The following is a 15,376-nucleotide window of genomic DNA, read 5'->3' on the forward strand; positions in this document are numbered from 1 at the left end:
CGTGCGTTAATTAGGGGACATGATCGAGACTGACCGACTCACCCGTTGCTATGGCCCGCTCATCGCGGTCGATTCGCTGACCCTGCGCGCCGAGCCTGGACAGGTCGTCGGGCTTCTGGGCCCCAACGGCGCCGGTAAATCGACCGCCATGCGCATGATCGCCGGGTTCCTCACGCCCACCTCCGGCACGGCCCGCGTCTGCGGCCACGACATACGCCGCGAACCCCTTGCCGCCAAACGCGCCCTTGGCTACCTGCCCGAAGGCGCCCCCAGCTACGCCGAAATGACCGTCCGCGAATTCCTCACGTTCATGGTCCGCGTCCGCGGCCTCGACCGTGAGGTCGCCCGGCGTCGCTTCGATGAGGTCGTCACCCGCCTCGAACTCGACGAGGTACTCGAAGCCACCATTGGCACCCTCTCCAAGGGACTACGTCGCCGCGTCGGCCTCGCCCAGGCGATCCTGCATGACCCGCCGGTGCTCATGCTCGACGAGCCCACCGACGGCCTCGACCCCAACCAGAAACACTCGGTGCGCATGCTCATTGACGCCATGGCGCGCGAGCGCACCATTCTCATTTCCACCCACCTGCTCGAAGAAGTGCATGCCCTGTGCAACCGCGTGGCGATCATCGCGAACGGCAAACTCCTCGCCGATGCCACCCCCGCTGAACTGGAGGCGCGCTCGCGCTACCACGGCGCCGTGTCGTTCAGTGCGCAGGGTAGCGGCGTCTCGCGCGAGATGCTCGCACGTATCCCCGGCGTCTCCATGACCGAGGTCGACCCGCTCGACGGCCGCGTCACCGTCTTCCCGAAGCCAGGCGAAGCCATTCTCGAAGCGGTGCAGGCCCTGCTCCGCGAACAAAACCTGCGGGTGACCGAGATCCAGCTCGAGCAGGGGCGTCTCGACGAAGTGTTCCGCCAGATCACGACGCAGCCGCGCGGGGGCAACGCATGAGCGCGGTTTCCGCCATCGCGCGCCGCGAGCTGCGTGCCTACTTCGTCACCCCGGTGGCGTACGTTTTCATGGTGATCTTCCTGGTCATGGCCGGCGTGCTCACCTTCTACACCGGTGATTTCTACGACCGTGGCCTGGCCGACCTGCAGCCCTTCTTCGACATGCACCCATGGCTGTACCTGGTGCTCGTCCCCGCCGTGACCATGTCGATGTGGGCCGAAGAGCGCTCGTCCGGCACATTGGAGCTGCTGTTCTCCCTGCCGGTCAGCATCTCGCAGGCGGTGCTCGGCAAGTTCCTCGCCGCGTGGGCGTTCATCGGCATCTGCCTGGTGCTCACTTTCCCGATCTGGATCACCGTGAACTACCTGGGTGAGCCCGATAACGGTGTCGTGATGGCGGGTTACATCGGTAGTTGGCTTATGGCAGGCGCGTTTCTCGCGATCGGTGCGTGCATGTCGACGGCGACACGTAGCCAGGTGATCGCATTCATCCTTACCGCATCGGTGTGCTTCATCCTGCTCCTGATCGGACAGCCCCAGGTGCTCGATTTCTTCCAGGATTCGTTGCCGCCCAAGTTGATCGGTGCCATGGGCCAGCTCTCCATCGTGCGGCACGCCAACGCGATCGCGCGTGGTGTGCTGGACCTGCGTGACCTGATGTACTTCGGTGCCATGATCGTCGCCTGGCTGGGTGCCGCCGTACTGGTGCTTGACCTGAAGAGGACGCGCTGATGAAGCGGCCGTCTTTCTCCGTGTCCCGCGCCAATCGGCTGCGGCTTGCCCTCGGTGCCATCGTCGTGATCTTCCTCGCCGTCATCGGCCTGAGTTCCATGTCGTTGCGCGCTGCGCGCATGGATCTCACGGAAGATCGCATCTACACCCTGACCGCCGGCACGCAGGAGATCGTCGATGGCCTGGGCAAGCCGATGTCGCTGACCCTCTATTTTTCCGACCATGCGACGCGGGAGCTGCCGCAGCTGCGCAGTTACGAACAGCGCGTACAGGAAATGTTGCGTGAGATTGCCGTGCGTGCGCACGGACGTATCCGGTTCCGGGTGATTGACCCCGTGCCGTACTCAGATGACGAAGATGCGGCGGAGAGCTATGGCCTGACGCCGGCGAGTGGCGGCAGCAATGGCGAACGGGTGTTCTTCGGCCTGGTAGGCACCACGGGGAGCGGCGATGCGGCCACTTCGCAATCCATCCCATTCTTCGACCCGGCGCGCGAAGCGTTCGTGGAATACGACATCGCCAAGCTGCTTTATGAGCTGGGTGCGCCACGCAAGCCCAAGATCGGCGTGCTCAGCTCGCTACCGGTGGAGGGCAACATGGTAATCGGTGAGCAGCCATGGGCCGTGCTGCGCCAGCTCGACCAGCTGGCCAACGTGACGAGCCTGGACGCGGATAGCCTGAAGCACGTCGATGATTCCATCAATGTCCTGCTGCTGATCCATCCGAAGAAATTACCCGAGGATGCGCAGTACGCGATCGACCAGTACGTGCTTCACGGTGGTCATCTGGTCGTCTTCGTGGATCCGGATGCGGAGATGGATGCGGCGCCGCTCATCGACTCGACGGGCATCGTGGATGATCACGATTCCGACTTGCGCCGGTTGTTTGAAACCTGGGGCGTCGAGTTCGATCCGACCAAGGTGGTGCTCGACCGCTCGCAGGCGTTGACCATTGAACTGAATGGCAACAGCGTGCCGCACCCGGCGATGCTCGGTCTCTCGATGCAGGATCTGAATCACGACGACGTGGTGACGGCGAGCCTGCAGCGGATCAACTTCTCGACTGCGGGCTTTTTCGAGCTGGCAGCGAATACGAAGGCGCGCATGCTGCCGCTGGTGCAGACCTCCGACGAGGCGATGGTGGTGCCTTCGCAGCGCGTGCGCGACACCGTGGCGGATCCCTCGGCGCTAATGGATAGCTACGCGCCGAGCCATGATCGCTTCGTGTTGGCCGCACGCCTTCGCGATACCTTCCGTACGGCGTTCCCCGAACGCACGGACAAGGGCCACCTCAATGTCGCCGCTGGTCCCGGCGAGGTCATCCTCGTCGCCGATACCGACCTGTTGTCGGATCGTCTCTGGCTCGACGTGCAACCGCTGCTGGGCCAGCAGCAACTCACGCCGTTCGCTAACAATGGCGATTTCATCGCGAACATCGTCGATAACCTGGGTGGTTCGACCGCGCTGCTTTCCATCCGCGGCAGGGCCAACCTGCAGCGGCCCTTTACCCGGGTTCGCGCCATGCAGGCGGCCGCGGATCGCAAGTTCCTCGTGAAGAAGCGCGAGTTGGAAAATGAGCTCTACGATACCCAGCGGCGCCTGTCGGAGTTGCAGCCGGTGAAGGGTGCGGCGGCGACGAATAGCCTGACGGCCCAGCAGCGCAAGGAAGTGGAGCAGTACCTGCAGCGCAAGCTTGCGATCGGGAAGGAGCTGCGCGACGTACAACATCAGCTCAATGCGGAGATCGACGCGCTCGGCCTGCGCCTGAAGTTCATCAATATCGTGCTGGTGCCGGTACTGGTCGCGATGCTTGGGCTGGGCTTTGGCTGGCGCCGTACGCGCCGCGTACGCCGGGAGATGTGAGGTGCTCGCCGGGGGGCTGGTGAAGTGGATCGTGCCGTGGGAGTTCTCGTGGAGCTTCCTGGCCTTGTTCGTGGCCGTGGCCTGGCTGTATCTCGCCGGTGCCCGGCGCCTGCGCGTGACGATTGGGCGGCAGGCGGCCTTCTGGACGGGCATGGCTATCGTCTACGTCTCGCTGCACACGTACCTCGATTATTTCTTCGAGCATGAGTTCTTCATGCACCGGATCCAGCAGGTACTGCTGCACCATCTGGCCCCTCTATTGCTCGTCGCGGCCTATCCGGGAACGGTGTTGCGCGCGGGTATGCCGTTGCGTTGGCGGGTGTTCCTGCGTCGCGCCGCGCGTGGCGTGGTCGGCCGCTCGGTGGCCGCTGTGTTGTTGAATCCCGCCTTCGTCACCGTGTCCTTCGTCGGGTTGATCCTGGTGTGGCTCATCCCGGATATGCAAACCCTGGCGATGCTCGACTGGCGGATCTACCGGTTCATGAACTGGTCCATGATGCTGTCGGGCCTGGCCTATTGGTGGCTTGTGCTCGATCACCGGCCGAAGCCGCCAGGGCGGATGACGCCGGGGATCCGCGTGTTGTCGCCCGCGCTCACCATGACGCCACAGATCCTCGCCGGCGCCATCGTCACGTTCTCGAAGGCCGACCTTTACCCGATTTTCGAGATCTGCGGCCGCGCCTTCACCATGAACGTGCTGACCGGCCAGCTGATCGGCGGCGTCATCATGTGGGTGCCCGCGGCGATCATTGAATCGATCGGCGGCCTGCTGGCGATGCGCCAGTGGCTGCGCCTGTCGCGAGCGGGGCGGCTGCCCAAGCGGCCACCGCCGGTGCGCCGGGTCAGTAGACCTTCGGTACCTTCACCGCCTTCGCAGTAACGCGGTCCTTCTGCGGCTTGCCCTTCAGCCTGGGCAAATCAATCTCTTCATCGGGTACGAGCTTGTCGGGGATCTGGTCGAGCAGGTGACGGATCAGGTCGAGGCGGCCCGCCTTCTGGTCGTTGAAGTCCGCTACGAACCACGGCGCATCCGGCTTATCCGTGTGCTGGATCATCGCATCGCGCAGGTCACCCATCTGCTCATATTTCGTGCGGCCCTTGAGGTCGACGGGCGAGAGTTTCCAGCGTTTGAGCGGATCGGCCGCGCGTTCGGCGAAACGTTCTTCCTGCTCGGCCTGGTCCACCGCCAGCCAGTATTTGAGCAGGATGATGCCGTCGTCGGTGAGCAGCTTCTCGAAAGCCGGGCAGGCCTTCATGAATGCGTCGTACTGCGCTTGGGTGCAGAAGCCCATGGCGGGCTCGACCACGGCGCGGTTGTACCAGCTGCGATCGAACAGGACGAGTTCGCCGGCGTGCGGGAGGTGTGGCACGTAACGCTGGAAGTACCACTGGCTATCTTCTTCCGACGTGGGCTTGCCCAGGGCGACCACGCGCGCGGCGCGCGTATCGAGCTTGTCGGTGATGGCTTTGATGGTGCCGCCTTTGCCGGCGGCGTCGCGGCCTTCGAAGATCACGAGCATGCGCTTGCCGGTGCGGCGTAGCCAGCGGGTCAGGCCGACCAGTTCCACCTGGAGATCGGCGAGATCCTGCTCATACTGCTTTTTCTTCTTGCCCATGCGATGAAGTCCTTGGGAGGTTTGGCCAAGGATGCCATGGTTTGCGTCACCGCTTCGTGGGCAAATCGCGCGCAAGCGCGCTCCTACAGGGGGCTGCGCAGGTCTTTTGTAGGAGCGCGCTTGCGCGCGATCCGCGACAAGGTCACGAACTTGCGGTCAGGCTTTGCAGTTCATCGGCCTGGTTTTCGCGGGTCAGGGTGTCGACCAACTCGTCGAGGTCGCCCTGCATCACCTCGAGCAGGCGGTAGAGGGTGAGATTGATCCGGTGGTCGGTGATGCGGCCCTGGGGATAGCTGTAGGTACGGATACGCTGGCTGCGATCGCCCGAACCGACCTGGAGCCGCCGGGACTCGGCTTGCGCCGCACTCTGCTTGCTGCGCTCGGCATCGAGCAGGCGCGCCTTCAGCAGGCTCATGGCGCGTGCACGGTTCTTGTGCTGGCTGCGTTCGTCCTGGCATTCCACCACCGTACCCGTGGGCAGGTGGGTAATGCGGATCGCCGAGTCGGTCTTGTTCACATGCTGGCCGCCGGCGCCGGAGGCGCGGAAGGTATCTACCTTCAAGTCGCCATCGCGAATCTCGATCTCGCCCACTTCATCCTGTTCGGGAAGAATCGCCACGGTAGCGGCCGAGGTATGGATGCGGCCTTGCGATTCGGTTTCCGGGACGCGCTGCACGCGGTGGGTGCCGGATTCGAACTTCAGCCGCGAGTACGCGCCGCGGCCCTCGATGCGCGCCACGATCTCCTTGTATCCGCCGTGCTCACCCGCGTTGGCGTTGAGGATTTCGACGTGCCAGCGCTGGCGCTCCGCATAGCGGACATACATGCGGAACAGGTCGCCCGCGAAGATGGCCGCCTCGTCGCCGCCTGTGCCGGCGCGCACCTCGAGGAAGAGGTTGCCGTCATCGCGCGGGTCCTTCGGCAACAGCAGGATCTGCAGTTCGCTGTCCAGGTCGACAAGGCGTTGCTCGATACGCTCGATATCGTCGGCGGCCATATCGCGCATGTCCGGGTCATCCAGCATGGCCCGTGTCTCAACCAGTTCGCGCTGGGCACTATCGTGCTCCTTGAGCGACATGGCGACGGGCTCCAGCTGCGCGTATTCGCGCGAGAGGTCTCGAAAGCGGTTGCCATCGGCCAGCACCTCAGGCTGGGCCAGCAGCAGGCCTACCTCTTCGTGGCGTTCGGCAAGGGCTTCGAGTTTGCGGCGGATCGACGGGGTCATCTAGGGCACAAAAAACGGCTCGGAGCCGCACATCATGCTGAAACGTCGTCGTCCGGGTCCAGTCCATAAAGGCGGCCGGCCGCGTGGAGCAGGTCCAGGTCGCCGGAAAGGGCGGCGTCGCGGAGGCGCGCACTGGGGGCGTGGAGCAGTTTGTTCGTAAGGGTATTGGCCAGGAAGGCCAGGGCCTCTTCGGCACTGCGGCCCTTTGCGAGCATCGCCTGGGCCTTGGCCAGGACCTCGTCGCGCTGGGCTTCCGCAGCCATGCGCATGTCCACGGCGGGGTTGCGCAGGGTGAGCGCGCGCCGCCATGACATGTAGCGTTCGACCTGGAGGTCGATGATCGCGTCGGCCTCGCGGGCGGCCAGCTCGCGTGAGCGGCGGTTCTCGTCGATCACCTGTTTCAGGTCGTCGATCCCGTAAAGGTAAACGTCATTCAGCTGGCCCACATCGGCCTCGATATCGCGCGGTACGGCGATATCGACCATGAACATGGGCCGGCGGCGCCGCTGGGCGATGGCGTCCGCGACCATGGTCTTGGTAACGACGGGTTGCCGCGAGGCCGTCGAGCTGATGACGATATCGGCTTCGGCCAGGTGCCGGGGGAGGTCGGCCAGCGCGATGGCGTAGCCGCTGTAGCGGCCGGCCAGTTCCTGGGCGTTCTCCAGCGTGCGGTTGGCGACGATGAGCCGGCGGACCTGTTTGTCGGCAAGGTGGCGGGCGGCGAGCTCGATGGTCTCGCCCGCGCCGATCAGCAGTACGCAGGCCTGGCGGAGGTCGGTAAAGACCTGTTCGGCCAGGCGCACGGCGGTGTAAGCCACGGAGACAGTGTGCGCGCCAATGCGGGTGTCGGTGCGAACCCGCTTGGCCACGGCGAAGGTGTGCTGGAGCAGGCGCTCCATCGGCGCCTTCAGTGCGTTGGCGCCACGTGCTTGCTGGTAGGCATCCTTCACCTGGCCCAGGATCTGCGGCTCGCCAAGGACCATCGAATCCAGCCCGGTCGCCACGCGGAACATGTGTCGCACGGCGTCCTGCTCATCGTGCCGGTAGAGGAACTCATCCAGCCGTTGCGGGGTCAACCGGTGTTGCCGGGAAAGCCATTGTCCCGGCACGGCCTGGAAACCGTCTGCCACGCTCACGTAGAGCTCGGTGCGGTTGCAGGTGGAAAGGATCATCGCCTCTTCCACGCCCGGTTGCCGGGTGAGGTCACCCAGCGCCTCGGTCGCCACCGTGGCGTCGAACGCGACCTGCTCGCGCAGGCTGACCGGCGCGGTAAGGTGGTTGAGCCCAAGGGCGATCAATGGCATGTCGGCGGCTGCACTCGGCAGGGGTGGCGTCGGCTAAGCTAAGGGCGCATTGTGCGCTGACAAGGCCTCGGGCGCTTGCACGGGCCTGTCCGTAGCGGAAAAACAACGGAGAGTAGTGTGCTGACCGGTGGGTCCAAGTTCAAGCAAGTGCGGCATTTTGTGGTTGTTGTGGGTACCGCGGTCGCCATCGCAGGTTGTGCCACCACCACCCCGCCCGCCGGGCAGCAACCCAAGCAGGTTCGTACCGGCGTCCAGCCGCTCGACCGGCTGCAGGTAGCCATTGTCCCGCCTGAGCGCGACCTGGAAGCCCAGGTCATGGCGGGCGATTTCGCCATTGCCGCCAACGATCTCAAGAAAGCTTCGGACGCCTACGGCCGGGCCGCGGGGCTGAGTAACGACCCGACCGTGGCCGCGCGGGCCGCCGAGCTGGCCCTGGCCATCCACGATCAGGATGCCGCGGCCAGGGCACTCGACCGCTGGGCTGCGCTGGGGGCCAAACCGGCTGAACTGGCCGAGGGCAGGGCCCGCATGGCGCTGGATCGCGGCGACACCGCCGAAGCGCAGCGACAGCTGGAGATTCTGATCACCTCGGGTGACAAGGATGCCTGGCGCGGTTTTGGCCGCACCCTGGTCCAGGCGCGGGACGCCGCGCAGGCGGGCGTGCTGCTTGAGCGCATCGCCACGCCGCAGCAATTGCCGACTGACGCCACGGCCTGGCTTGCCATGGCCGAGCTGGGCGAGAACCTCGGCCGGCATGATTACGCCCAGCGCATGGGCGACGAAGCCCAGAAGCGTTTCCACGATGGGGCCACGTACGCATGGGCTGCCCAGCAGAAATTCCGCGCCGGGGACAAGGAGGGGGCGAAGAAGCTCTTCGCCAAGGCCGTGGCCAAGGACCCGAAGAACCCGCGGCTGCGCCTGGCTTACGCGACGCTGTTGGCCCAGGGCGGCGATGAGAAGGGTGCCGCCGCCGCGGTGGCCGCCGGTCCGCAGGATGCCGACACCTACAACATGCGGATGACCCTGGCGGCCCGTGCGGCCGACAAGGCCGCGCTGCGTCGCCTCTATGACGAGATTCGACACCAGTCCGACAACGTCCAGAACGACAACGCCTTTACGCTGGGCCAGCTCGCCGAATTGCTCGACAAGAAGGAAGACGCGCTCGACTGGTATGCCGCGGTGGGCGATGACGACCCGCACATTTTTGATGCCTCGGTGCGCAGCGCCGTGATCCTGCACCTGCAGGGCAAGGATGATGACGCGCACCAGATCGTGGCCGAGTTGCAGACAACTTACGCGGATCGCCCCGAGGCGCTGGTCAAGGCCTTCGCCGTGGATGCGGAGCTGTATATGGACGCGCACCGGTTCGACGCGGCTGTCGCGTCGTACGACAAAGCGTTGCGCGTGAAGCCTGACGATACGGACATGCTGTATGCCCGTGGACTCGCCTATGCCGAGGCGGGCAAGGTCGACCAGGCCGTGGCCGACTTCCGCAAGGTGCTCGAACAGAAACCTGGCGACATCGAAGCCAGTAACGCCCTGGGTTACACGCTCGCCGACAACGATCGCGACCTCGCGGAGGCGCAGTCGCTGCTGCAGGCGGCACGCTCGGCGCGGCCGGATGATCCCTCCGTGGCCGATTCATGGGGCTGGCTGAAGTTTCGCCAGGGCCTGCTCGACCAGGCAGAGACCACCTTGCGTAGCGCTTGGGCGAAGCAGAAGGATGGCGATATCGGCGTCCACCTGGCTGAAGTCCTCTGGCAGCGTGGCGAGCGGGATGAGGCGCGTAAGGTGCTGAACGAAGTGCGCCGGATCGACCCGAAGAACGCCTCGCTGCAAAAAACGGAGCAGAAGCTCAAGCCGTAGGAGCGCGCTTGCGCGCGATGGCCTCCGGGCTGCCTAGGGTTTCGCTTCGCCCCCCTGATCGCGCGAGCGCGCGCTCCTACATGGATTTCGCATGAATTGTTGGTTTCGTGGGCTGACCCTTGCTTCCGTTGTGTTGGTTGCCGCTTGCGCGACCACGCGGCCGGTCGTGCATCACCAGGGGGACGTGGTGACCATGGGGTTGCAGGGCCAGCGTGAACACGCGCTTGCCGATACCAGTCACTGGACGCTGCAGGGCAAACTTTCCGTGTCCGACGGCAACGACAATCATTCCGGTGGGCTGACCTGGAAACAGGACGGCGACCGTTATGACTTCACCATTCGCGCACCGGTCACCGGTCGGAGCTTCCGCCTGACGGGCGGCCCCGATGGCGCTGAACTGGAAGGCCTGGATGGCGGCACCCGCCGTGGGCCGGATGCGGAGACGCTCATGGCGCAGACCGTGGGTTGGCAGTTACCCATGGCCGAGCTGAAAAGCTGGGTGCTTGGCCTGCGCGCGGATACCGGTCCGGCGGAACTGCGCTTTGGCGATGACCAGTTGCCCTCGCAGTTGGTCCAGGATGGCTGGACCGTCGACTACAAGGCATGGGATGCAACACGCCAGCCGGCGATGCCGAGCAAGGTGTTCGCCGAGAAACCGCCGTACAAGGTGCGCCTGGCGATCGAGTCCTGGCAACTGGGGCAGTAGTCGCGGCATGGCTTCGCAGGCATCGCGCGCAAGCGCGCTCCTGCAAGGCCCGCGCAGATTCTCCGTAGGACCGCGCGCGATCAAGGCCTGCGCAGCCCCTGTAGGAGCGCGCTCGCGCGCGATCAGCCTATGAAACGGTGACGCGGCAAGCCCCATCCCCGATAATCCGCCCCTTTCGCGCTAAACCCGGCCCCTCGCGATGCATTTCACGATCTCCCGCGCCCACCCTGACGATGCCGAGCGCCTGTGCGCGATCGAGCGCGCGGCCGTGGAGTTGTTCCGCGGGCACGAGGCGTGGCCTTCCTATTCGGGCATGGCACTCCCGGTCGATGTCGTCCGCCAGCTGATCACTCGTGGCCTGTGCTGGGTCGCGGTGGTGGAAGGTGAGGTGGTCGGCTTCGTTTGCCTCGACACGGATGGCAACCCCGGCGCCATTGGCATCGCCGAGATCGATGTGCTGCCTGCCTTCGGCGGCCGAGGGATAGGCGCAGCGCTGCTTGAGCACGCTTGCGCCTGGGCGCGCGAAGCCGGTTACGGCCGGGTCGACCTGGGCACCCTGGCCGATGTGCCCTGGAACGCCCCCTTCTACGCGAAGCATGGCTTCTCGGTCGTCGACAAGCGTGCCCCAGCCTTTGCCGAAGCGCTGGCCCGCGATCGCGACAACGGCTTTCCCGACCACTTGCGCGTCTTCATGAGTCGCGCGTTGGCGCCGCTCGCCCGTGGCGACTGGACCGCCTGGCCGGCGCCGGCCAAGCTCAATCTCTTCCTGCGGATCGTGGGCCGGCGTCCGGATGGCTATCACGAATTGCAAACCGTGTTCCGTCTGCTCGACTGGGGCGACGAAGTGCGCCTGCGGCTGCGCGAGGGCGGTCTGATCACCCGGCCGAAGGATATCCCCGGTGTTGCCGAGGCCGATGACCTGACCGTGCGCGCCGCGCGCCTGCTGGCCGAGGCTAGCGGAACCCACCTGGGCGCCGAGATCGAGGTCAGTAAACGGATTCCCATGGGGGGCGGGCTGGGCGGAGGCAGTTCCGATGCCGCTAGCGTGCTGGTCGGTCTCAATGCCCTATGGGACGCGGGGCTGGACGAGGACGCGCTGGCTACCCTGGGCCTCAGGCTCGGGGCCGATGTGCCGGTTTTCATCCGCGGCCGCTCCGCTTGGGCCGAGGGGGTGGGCGAGTTACTGGAACCGATCACGCTGCCAAGGCGCTGGTACGTCGTGCTCGATCCCGCCGAGCACGTACCCACCCCGGCGCTTTTCGCCGCGCCCGAATTGACTCGAAATGCCCCTCGGGCGACAATTTCTGACTTTGTTTCCGGGGATTCGGCGGAGAACGCCTTTGAGCCCGTGGTTCGCGCGCGTCACCCGCGGGTGGCCGCGGCGCTGGATTGGTTGGCGGGCTTCGGCCACGCCCGGCTTTCCGGCAGCGGCGGCTGCGTTTTCCTGGAAACGAGAACCTTCGAAGCGGCCCTCGCGGTCGCTTCGCGCTGCCCCGCAGGCTTTACGGCCCACGTGGCGGCGGGTGTCGATCCATCGCCGCTGTCGTTGACGCGTGCACGGATCGGGACAAGAGGCTTCGTGGTTTAAGGACGGAAAGGGCCGCGGGCTGCGGCAAAAGCTCATGAATTGTTGGGGCGTCGCCAAGCTGGTTAAGGCACGGGATTTTGATTCCCGCATGCGCAGGTTCGAATCCTGCCGCCCCAGCCACCCTCACCGGTGGCACTGTGCTGAATCCACCTAACTGTTCCCTTAGGAGTCCTCGTGGATACGTCCACCCCGATGCTTTTTACCGGTAACGCACACCGCGCGCTCGCCGACGATGTGGCCTCGCGCCTCGGTATTCCGCTGGGCAAGGCCCTGGTGGGCCGTTTCAGCGATGGCGAGGCGCAGATCGAGATCGAGGAGAACGTCCGCAAGCAGGAAGTATTCGTCATTCAGCCGACGGGTGCCCCCAGCGCGGAAAACCTGTTCGACCTGCTGGTGCTGGTGGATGCGCTGAAGCGCGCCTCGGCCGGCAGCGTGACCGCGGTGATGCCGTATTTCGGCTACGCCCGCCAGGATCGTCGCCCGCGCTCGGCGCGCGTGCCGATCACGGCGAAGCTCGCGGCCAAGATGATTGCGACGGCTGGCGCTGATCGCGTGCTCACCATCGACCTGCACGCCGACCAGATCCAGGGCTTTTTCGATATCCCGGTCGACAACGTGTACGCCTCGCCGGTGCTGCTCGCCGACATCTGGCGTCACCACAGCATGGATGACCTGATCGTGGTCAGCCCGGACGTCGGTGGCGTGGTGCGCGCCCGCGCGCTTGCCAAGCGCCTGGACGACGCCGATCTGGCCATCATCGACAAGCGCCGCCCGAAGGCGAACGTGGCTACGGTCATGAACATCATCGGCGACGTGGAAGGCAAGACCTGCGTACTGGTCGATGACATCGTCGATACGGCCGGCACGCTTTGCGCCGCCGCGGCGGCGCTGAAGGAAAAGGGCGCCCGCAAGGTCGTCGCGTACTGCGTGCATCCGGTGCTTTCGGGCGCCGCGATCGACAATATTGAAAGCTCCCAGCTCGACCAGCTGGTGGTCACCAATACCCTGCCGTTGCGCGATAACGCCCGTAACTGTGCGAAAATTCGCCAGTTGTCGGTCGCGGAACTGCTCGCGGAGACGATCCGCCGCATCGCCTATGGCGAATCGGTGAGCTCGCTCTACATCGACTGACCCACTGTTTTTTTCGGTCTTCCCTGGTCGCGGGGAAGATCTTTACCTACCGCCGCGAGGCGGTATTACTTGAGGCAACACCACCATGGCTACCAACCACAAGCTCACCGCCACGAGCCGCAAGATCGAAGGGAAGGGTGCGAGCCGCCGTCTTCGTATTGCAGGCTACGTGCCGGCTATCGTTTACGGCGCAGGCGCCGAGCCGCAGGCGATCCAGATCCTTCACAACGACATCCTGCTCGGCTCGCGTTTTGAGTCGTTCTACTCGTCGGTGATCGACCTGACCGTTGACGGCAAGGCTCAGAAGGTCCTGATCAAGGACTGGCAGAAGCACCCGTTCAAGCAGCTCATGCTACACATGGATTTCCAGCGCGTTAACGAGAACGAGGCCGTCAAGGTCGCCGTGCCGGTGCACTTCCTGAACCAGGAAAAGAGCCCCGCTGGCAAGACCGCTGGCCTGGTCATCTCGCACAACCTTACGGAAGTGACCGTGTCGTGCCTGCCGAAGGACCTGCCGGAGTTCATCGAACTCGACCTGGCCAACCTGAAGGCTGGCGACATCGTCCACCTTTCGGACCTGAAGCTGCCGAAGGGCGTGGAAGTGCCGGAACTGGGCCTGGGCAAGGAGCACGACGTCGCTGTCGTCACCGTCGCCTCGATCCAGGAAGAAGTCGATCCGACCGCCGAAGGTGCCGCTGGCACCCCGGAAGAAACCAAGTAATCGGCTTGCATCCCGCGGCGCCTCGCGCCGCGGGATGCACCGCTGCTTTGCATGGCTTCATTACGTCTTATCGTCGGCCTCGGTAACCCCGGGGCCGAATACGTCAGGACCCGGCACAATGCCGGGTTCTGGTGTGTCGATGCGCTAGCGCTCGACAAGGGCGAGCGGTGGTCGTTCGATGGCAAATTGCACGGGGAAACCTGCAAGGTGCGCATCGGCGGCGAGACCGTCTGGCTGCTCAAGCCCGCCACGTTCATGAATAAAAGTGGCATCGCCGTGGCATCCGCCCTGCGGTACTACAAGATCGAGCCGGAAGAATGCCTCGTCGCCCACGACGAGCTGGATCTCTCCCCCGGCACCGTCCGCATGAAGTTCGATGGCGGCCACGGCGGCCAGAACGGTTTGCGCGACATCATGGCCCACCTGGGCCATGGCAAGTTCCACCGCCTGCGGGTTGGCATCGGCCACCCGGGGCACAAGGACAAGGTTACCCCGTGGGTACTCGGCCGCCCCAGCGCGGCTGACGAGGACGCCATCATGCACGGCATCGGGCGCGCGTTCGACGTGCTGCCGCTGGCGCAGGAAGGCAAGTTCGACGAGGCGATGAAACGCCTGCACACGGTCGCCTGACCCCAACAAAAACTCACCGGATACGAATCTCGCCATGGGTATCAAATGCGGCATCGTCGGCCTGCCTAACGTCGGCAAGTCCACCCTGTTCAATGCGCTGACCAAGGCGGGCATCGCGTCGGCCAACTTCCCGTTCTGCACGATCGAGCCGAACACCGGCATCGTGCCCGTGCCGGATCCACGCCTGAATGAACTCTCGGCGATCGTGAAGCCGCAGAAGATCATCCCGACCACCATGGAATTCGTGGACATCGCCGGCCTCGTCGCCGGTGCCTCGAAGGGTGAAGGCCTGGGCAACAAGTTCCTCGCGCACATCCGTGAAACCGATGCCATCGCCCACGTCGTGCGTTGCTTCGAGGATGACAACATCATCCACGTCGCCAACAAGGTCGATCCGATCTCCGATATCGAAACCATCGATACCGAGCTGGCCCTGGCCGACCTGGAAGCGGTGCTGAAGGCGCTCGACCGCGCGACGCGGTCGGCCAAGGCCAACGACAAGGAAGCGCTGGCGCGCAAGCCGGTGCTCGAGAAGCTGGCCAAGGTGCTCGACCAGGGCCGCAGCGCACGTTCCGCCGGCCTCGATGCCGAGGAAAAGGCGATCGTGCGCGATATGTTCCTGATCACCATGAAGCCGCTGATGTACATCGCCAACGTGGCGGAAGATGGCTTCGAAAATAACCCGCACCTCGACGCCGTCCGCGCCCGCGCGGTGGAAGAGGGTGCCGAGGTGGTGCCGGTCTGCGCGGCTATCGAGGAGGAGCTTTCGCAGATGGATGATGCCGACCGCGACGAGTTCCTGAAGGAAATGGGCTTCGACGAGCCCGGCTTGAACCGCGTGATCCGCGCCGGCTACAAGCTGCTCGGCCTGCAGACCTACTTCACCGCCGGCGAGAAGGAAGTCCGCGCCTGGCAGGTCCGCGCCGGCTCGACCGCGCCGCAGGCCGCCGGCGTCATCCACACCGATTTCGAGCGCGGCTTCATCCGTGCGGAAACGGTCGCCTACGACGACTACATCAAGTTCAAGGGCGAGCAGGGCGC

14 protein-coding genes and 1 tRNA gene are annotated in these 15,376 nt (G+C 65.0%); 12 read left to right on the top strand and 3 right to left on the bottom strand.

Annotation, left to right across the window (positions count from 1 at the left end; genetic code table 11):
* The first annotated feature begins 19 nt into the window (after positions 1–19).
* Genes VGN46_RS17775 through VGN46_RS17790 form a run of 4 tightly spaced genes read left to right on the top strand, consistent with a single transcriptional unit; the run spans position 20 to position 4,428 of the window.
* Positions 20–955: an ABC transporter ATP-binding protein gene (locus VGN46_RS17775; protein WP_331645675.1), complete on the top strand. Its 936-nt coding sequence runs from the start codon at positions 20–22 to the stop codon at positions 953–955.
* Positions 952–1,686: an ABC transporter permease subunit gene (locus tag VGN46_RS17780; RefSeq protein WP_331645677.1), complete on the top strand. Its 735-nt coding sequence runs from the start codon at positions 952–954 to the stop codon at positions 1,684–1,686. The genes VGN46_RS17775 and VGN46_RS17780 overlap by 4 nt, the downstream gene beginning before the upstream one ends.
* Positions 1,686–3,548 (top strand): GldG family protein, encoded by a 1,863-nt coding sequence (locus VGN46_RS17785; protein ID WP_331645679.1) that lies wholly within the window; start codon positions 1,686–1,688, stop codon positions 3,546–3,548. Before VGN46_RS17780 ends, VGN46_RS17785 begins: the two co-directional genes overlap by 1 nt.
* Position 3,549: 1 nt before the next feature.
* The gene (locus tag VGN46_RS17790; protein ID WP_331645681.1) at positions 3,550–4,428 is read left to right on the top strand and encodes a cytochrome c oxidase assembly protein; all 879 of its coding nucleotides are present in this window, start codon (positions 3,550–3,552) and stop codon (positions 4,426–4,428) included.
* Here the strand turns inward: VGN46_RS17790 and ppk2 are convergent.
* The 3 genes from ppk2 to hemA all read right to left on the bottom strand — a co-directional run bounded on the left by ppk2 (position 4,391) and on the right by hemA (position 7,693).
* A complete protein-coding gene (gene ppk2 / locus VGN46_RS17795) occupies positions 4,391–5,164 on the bottom strand; it encodes a polyphosphate kinase 2 (protein WP_331645683.1) in 774 nt (257 codons plus the stop codon). The genes VGN46_RS17790 and ppk2 overlap by 38 nt on opposite strands.
* A 142-nt stretch (positions 5,165–5,306) precedes the next feature.
* On the bottom strand, positions 5,307–6,389 hold the full coding sequence (gene prfA, locus VGN46_RS17800) for a peptide chain release factor 1 (RefSeq protein ID WP_331645685.1): 1,083 nt from the start codon (positions 6,387–6,389) through the stop codon (positions 5,307–5,309).
* Between the two features lie 32 nt (positions 6,390–6,421).
* The gene (gene hemA / locus VGN46_RS17805; RefSeq protein ID WP_331645687.1) at positions 6,422–7,693 is read right to left on the bottom strand and encodes a glutamyl-tRNA reductase; all 1,272 of its coding nucleotides are present in this window, start codon (positions 7,691–7,693) and stop codon (positions 6,422–6,424) included.
* 117 nt (positions 7,694–7,810) lie between these two features.
* Between hemA and VGN46_RS17810 the strand changes: the two genes are divergently transcribed.
* From VGN46_RS17810 to ychF, 8 genes are all read left to right on the top strand, one after another.
* Positions 7,811–9,559, top strand: a complete 1,749-nt coding sequence (locus VGN46_RS17810; protein ID WP_331645689.1) for a tetratricopeptide repeat protein — start codon at positions 7,811–7,813, stop codon at positions 9,557–9,559.
* A gap of 91 nt (positions 9,560–9,650) precedes the next feature.
* Positions 9,651–10,265: a lipoprotein insertase outer membrane protein LolB gene (lolB, locus tag VGN46_RS17815; protein WP_331645691.1), complete on the top strand. Its 615-nt coding sequence runs from the start codon at positions 9,651–9,653 to the stop codon at positions 10,263–10,265.
* Positions 10,266–10,464: 199 nt separating this feature from the next.
* Positions 10,465–11,853 (top strand): 4-(cytidine 5'-diphospho)-2-C-methyl-D-erythritol kinase, encoded by a 1,389-nt coding sequence (gene ispE / locus VGN46_RS17820; RefSeq protein WP_331645693.1) that lies wholly within the window; start codon positions 10,465–10,467, stop codon positions 11,851–11,853.
* A gap of 43 nt (positions 11,854–11,896) precedes the next feature.
* A tRNA-Gln gene (locus tag VGN46_RS17825) sits at positions 11,897–11,973 on the top strand.
* Positions 11,974–12,027: 54 nt separating this feature from the next.
* A complete protein-coding gene (locus VGN46_RS17830) occupies positions 12,028–12,984 on the top strand; it encodes a ribose-phosphate diphosphokinase (protein ID WP_331645695.1) in 957 nt (318 codons plus the stop codon).
* Positions 12,985–13,069: 85 nt separating this feature from the next.
* Positions 13,070–13,705 carry a 50S ribosomal protein L25/general stress protein Ctc gene (locus tag VGN46_RS17835; RefSeq protein WP_331645697.1) on the top strand — a complete coding sequence of 212 codons (636 nt, stop codon included), beginning with the start codon at positions 13,070–13,072 and terminating at the stop codon, positions 13,703–13,705.
* Between the two features lie 51 nt (positions 13,706–13,756).
* Positions 13,757–14,335 carry an aminoacyl-tRNA hydrolase gene (gene pth / locus VGN46_RS17840; RefSeq protein WP_331645699.1) on the top strand — a complete coding sequence of 193 codons (579 nt, stop codon included), beginning with the start codon at positions 13,757–13,759 and terminating at the stop codon, positions 14,333–14,335.
* A gap of 34 nt (positions 14,336–14,369) precedes the next feature.
* On the top strand, positions 14,370–15,376 hold a 1,007-nt coding region (gene ychF, locus VGN46_RS17845), incomplete at its 3' end, for a redox-regulated ATPase YchF (RefSeq protein ID WP_331645701.1).

This window comes from Luteibacter sp., from assembly GCF_036500425.1.
GTDB lineage: Bacteria > Pseudomonadota > Gammaproteobacteria > Xanthomonadales > Rhodanobacteraceae > Luteibacter.

Bases quoted from the DNA above. Each gene is read 5' to 3' on its own strand.
- VGN46_RS17775 (WP_331645675.1), top strand. From the start codon at position 20: ATGATCGAGACTGACCGACTCACCCGTTGCTATGGCCCGCTCATCGCG.
- VGN46_RS17780 (WP_331645677.1), top strand. From the start codon at position 952: ATGAGCGCGGTTTCCGCCATCGCGCGCCGCGAGCTGCGTGCCTACTTC.
- VGN46_RS17785 (WP_331645679.1), top strand. From the start codon at position 1,686: ATGAAGCGGCCGTCTTTCTCCGTGTCCCGCGCCAATCGGCTGCGGCTT.
- ppk2 (WP_331645683.1), bottom strand. From the start codon at position 5,164: ATGGGCAAGAAGAAAAAGCAGTATGAGCAGGATCTCGCCGATCTCCAG.
- prfA (WP_331645685.1), bottom strand. From the start codon at position 6,389: ATGACCCCGTCGATCCGCCGCAAACTCGAAGCCCTTGCCGAACGCCAC.
- hemA (WP_331645687.1), bottom strand. From the start codon at position 7,693: ATGCCATTGATCGCCCTTGGGCTCAACCACCTTACCGCGCCGGTCAGC.
- lolB (WP_331645691.1), top strand. From the start codon at position 9,651: ATGAATTGTTGGTTTCGTGGGCTGACCCTTGCTTCCGTTGTGTTGGTT.
- ispE (WP_331645693.1), top strand. From the start codon at position 10,465: ATGCATTTCACGATCTCCCGCGCCCACCCTGACGATGCCGAGCGCCTG.
- VGN46_RS17835 (WP_331645697.1), top strand. From the start codon at position 13,070: ATGGCTACCAACCACAAGCTCACCGCCACGAGCCGCAAGATCGAAGGG.
- pth (WP_331645699.1), top strand. From the start codon at position 13,757: ATGGCTTCATTACGTCTTATCGTCGGCCTCGGTAACCCCGGGGCCGAA.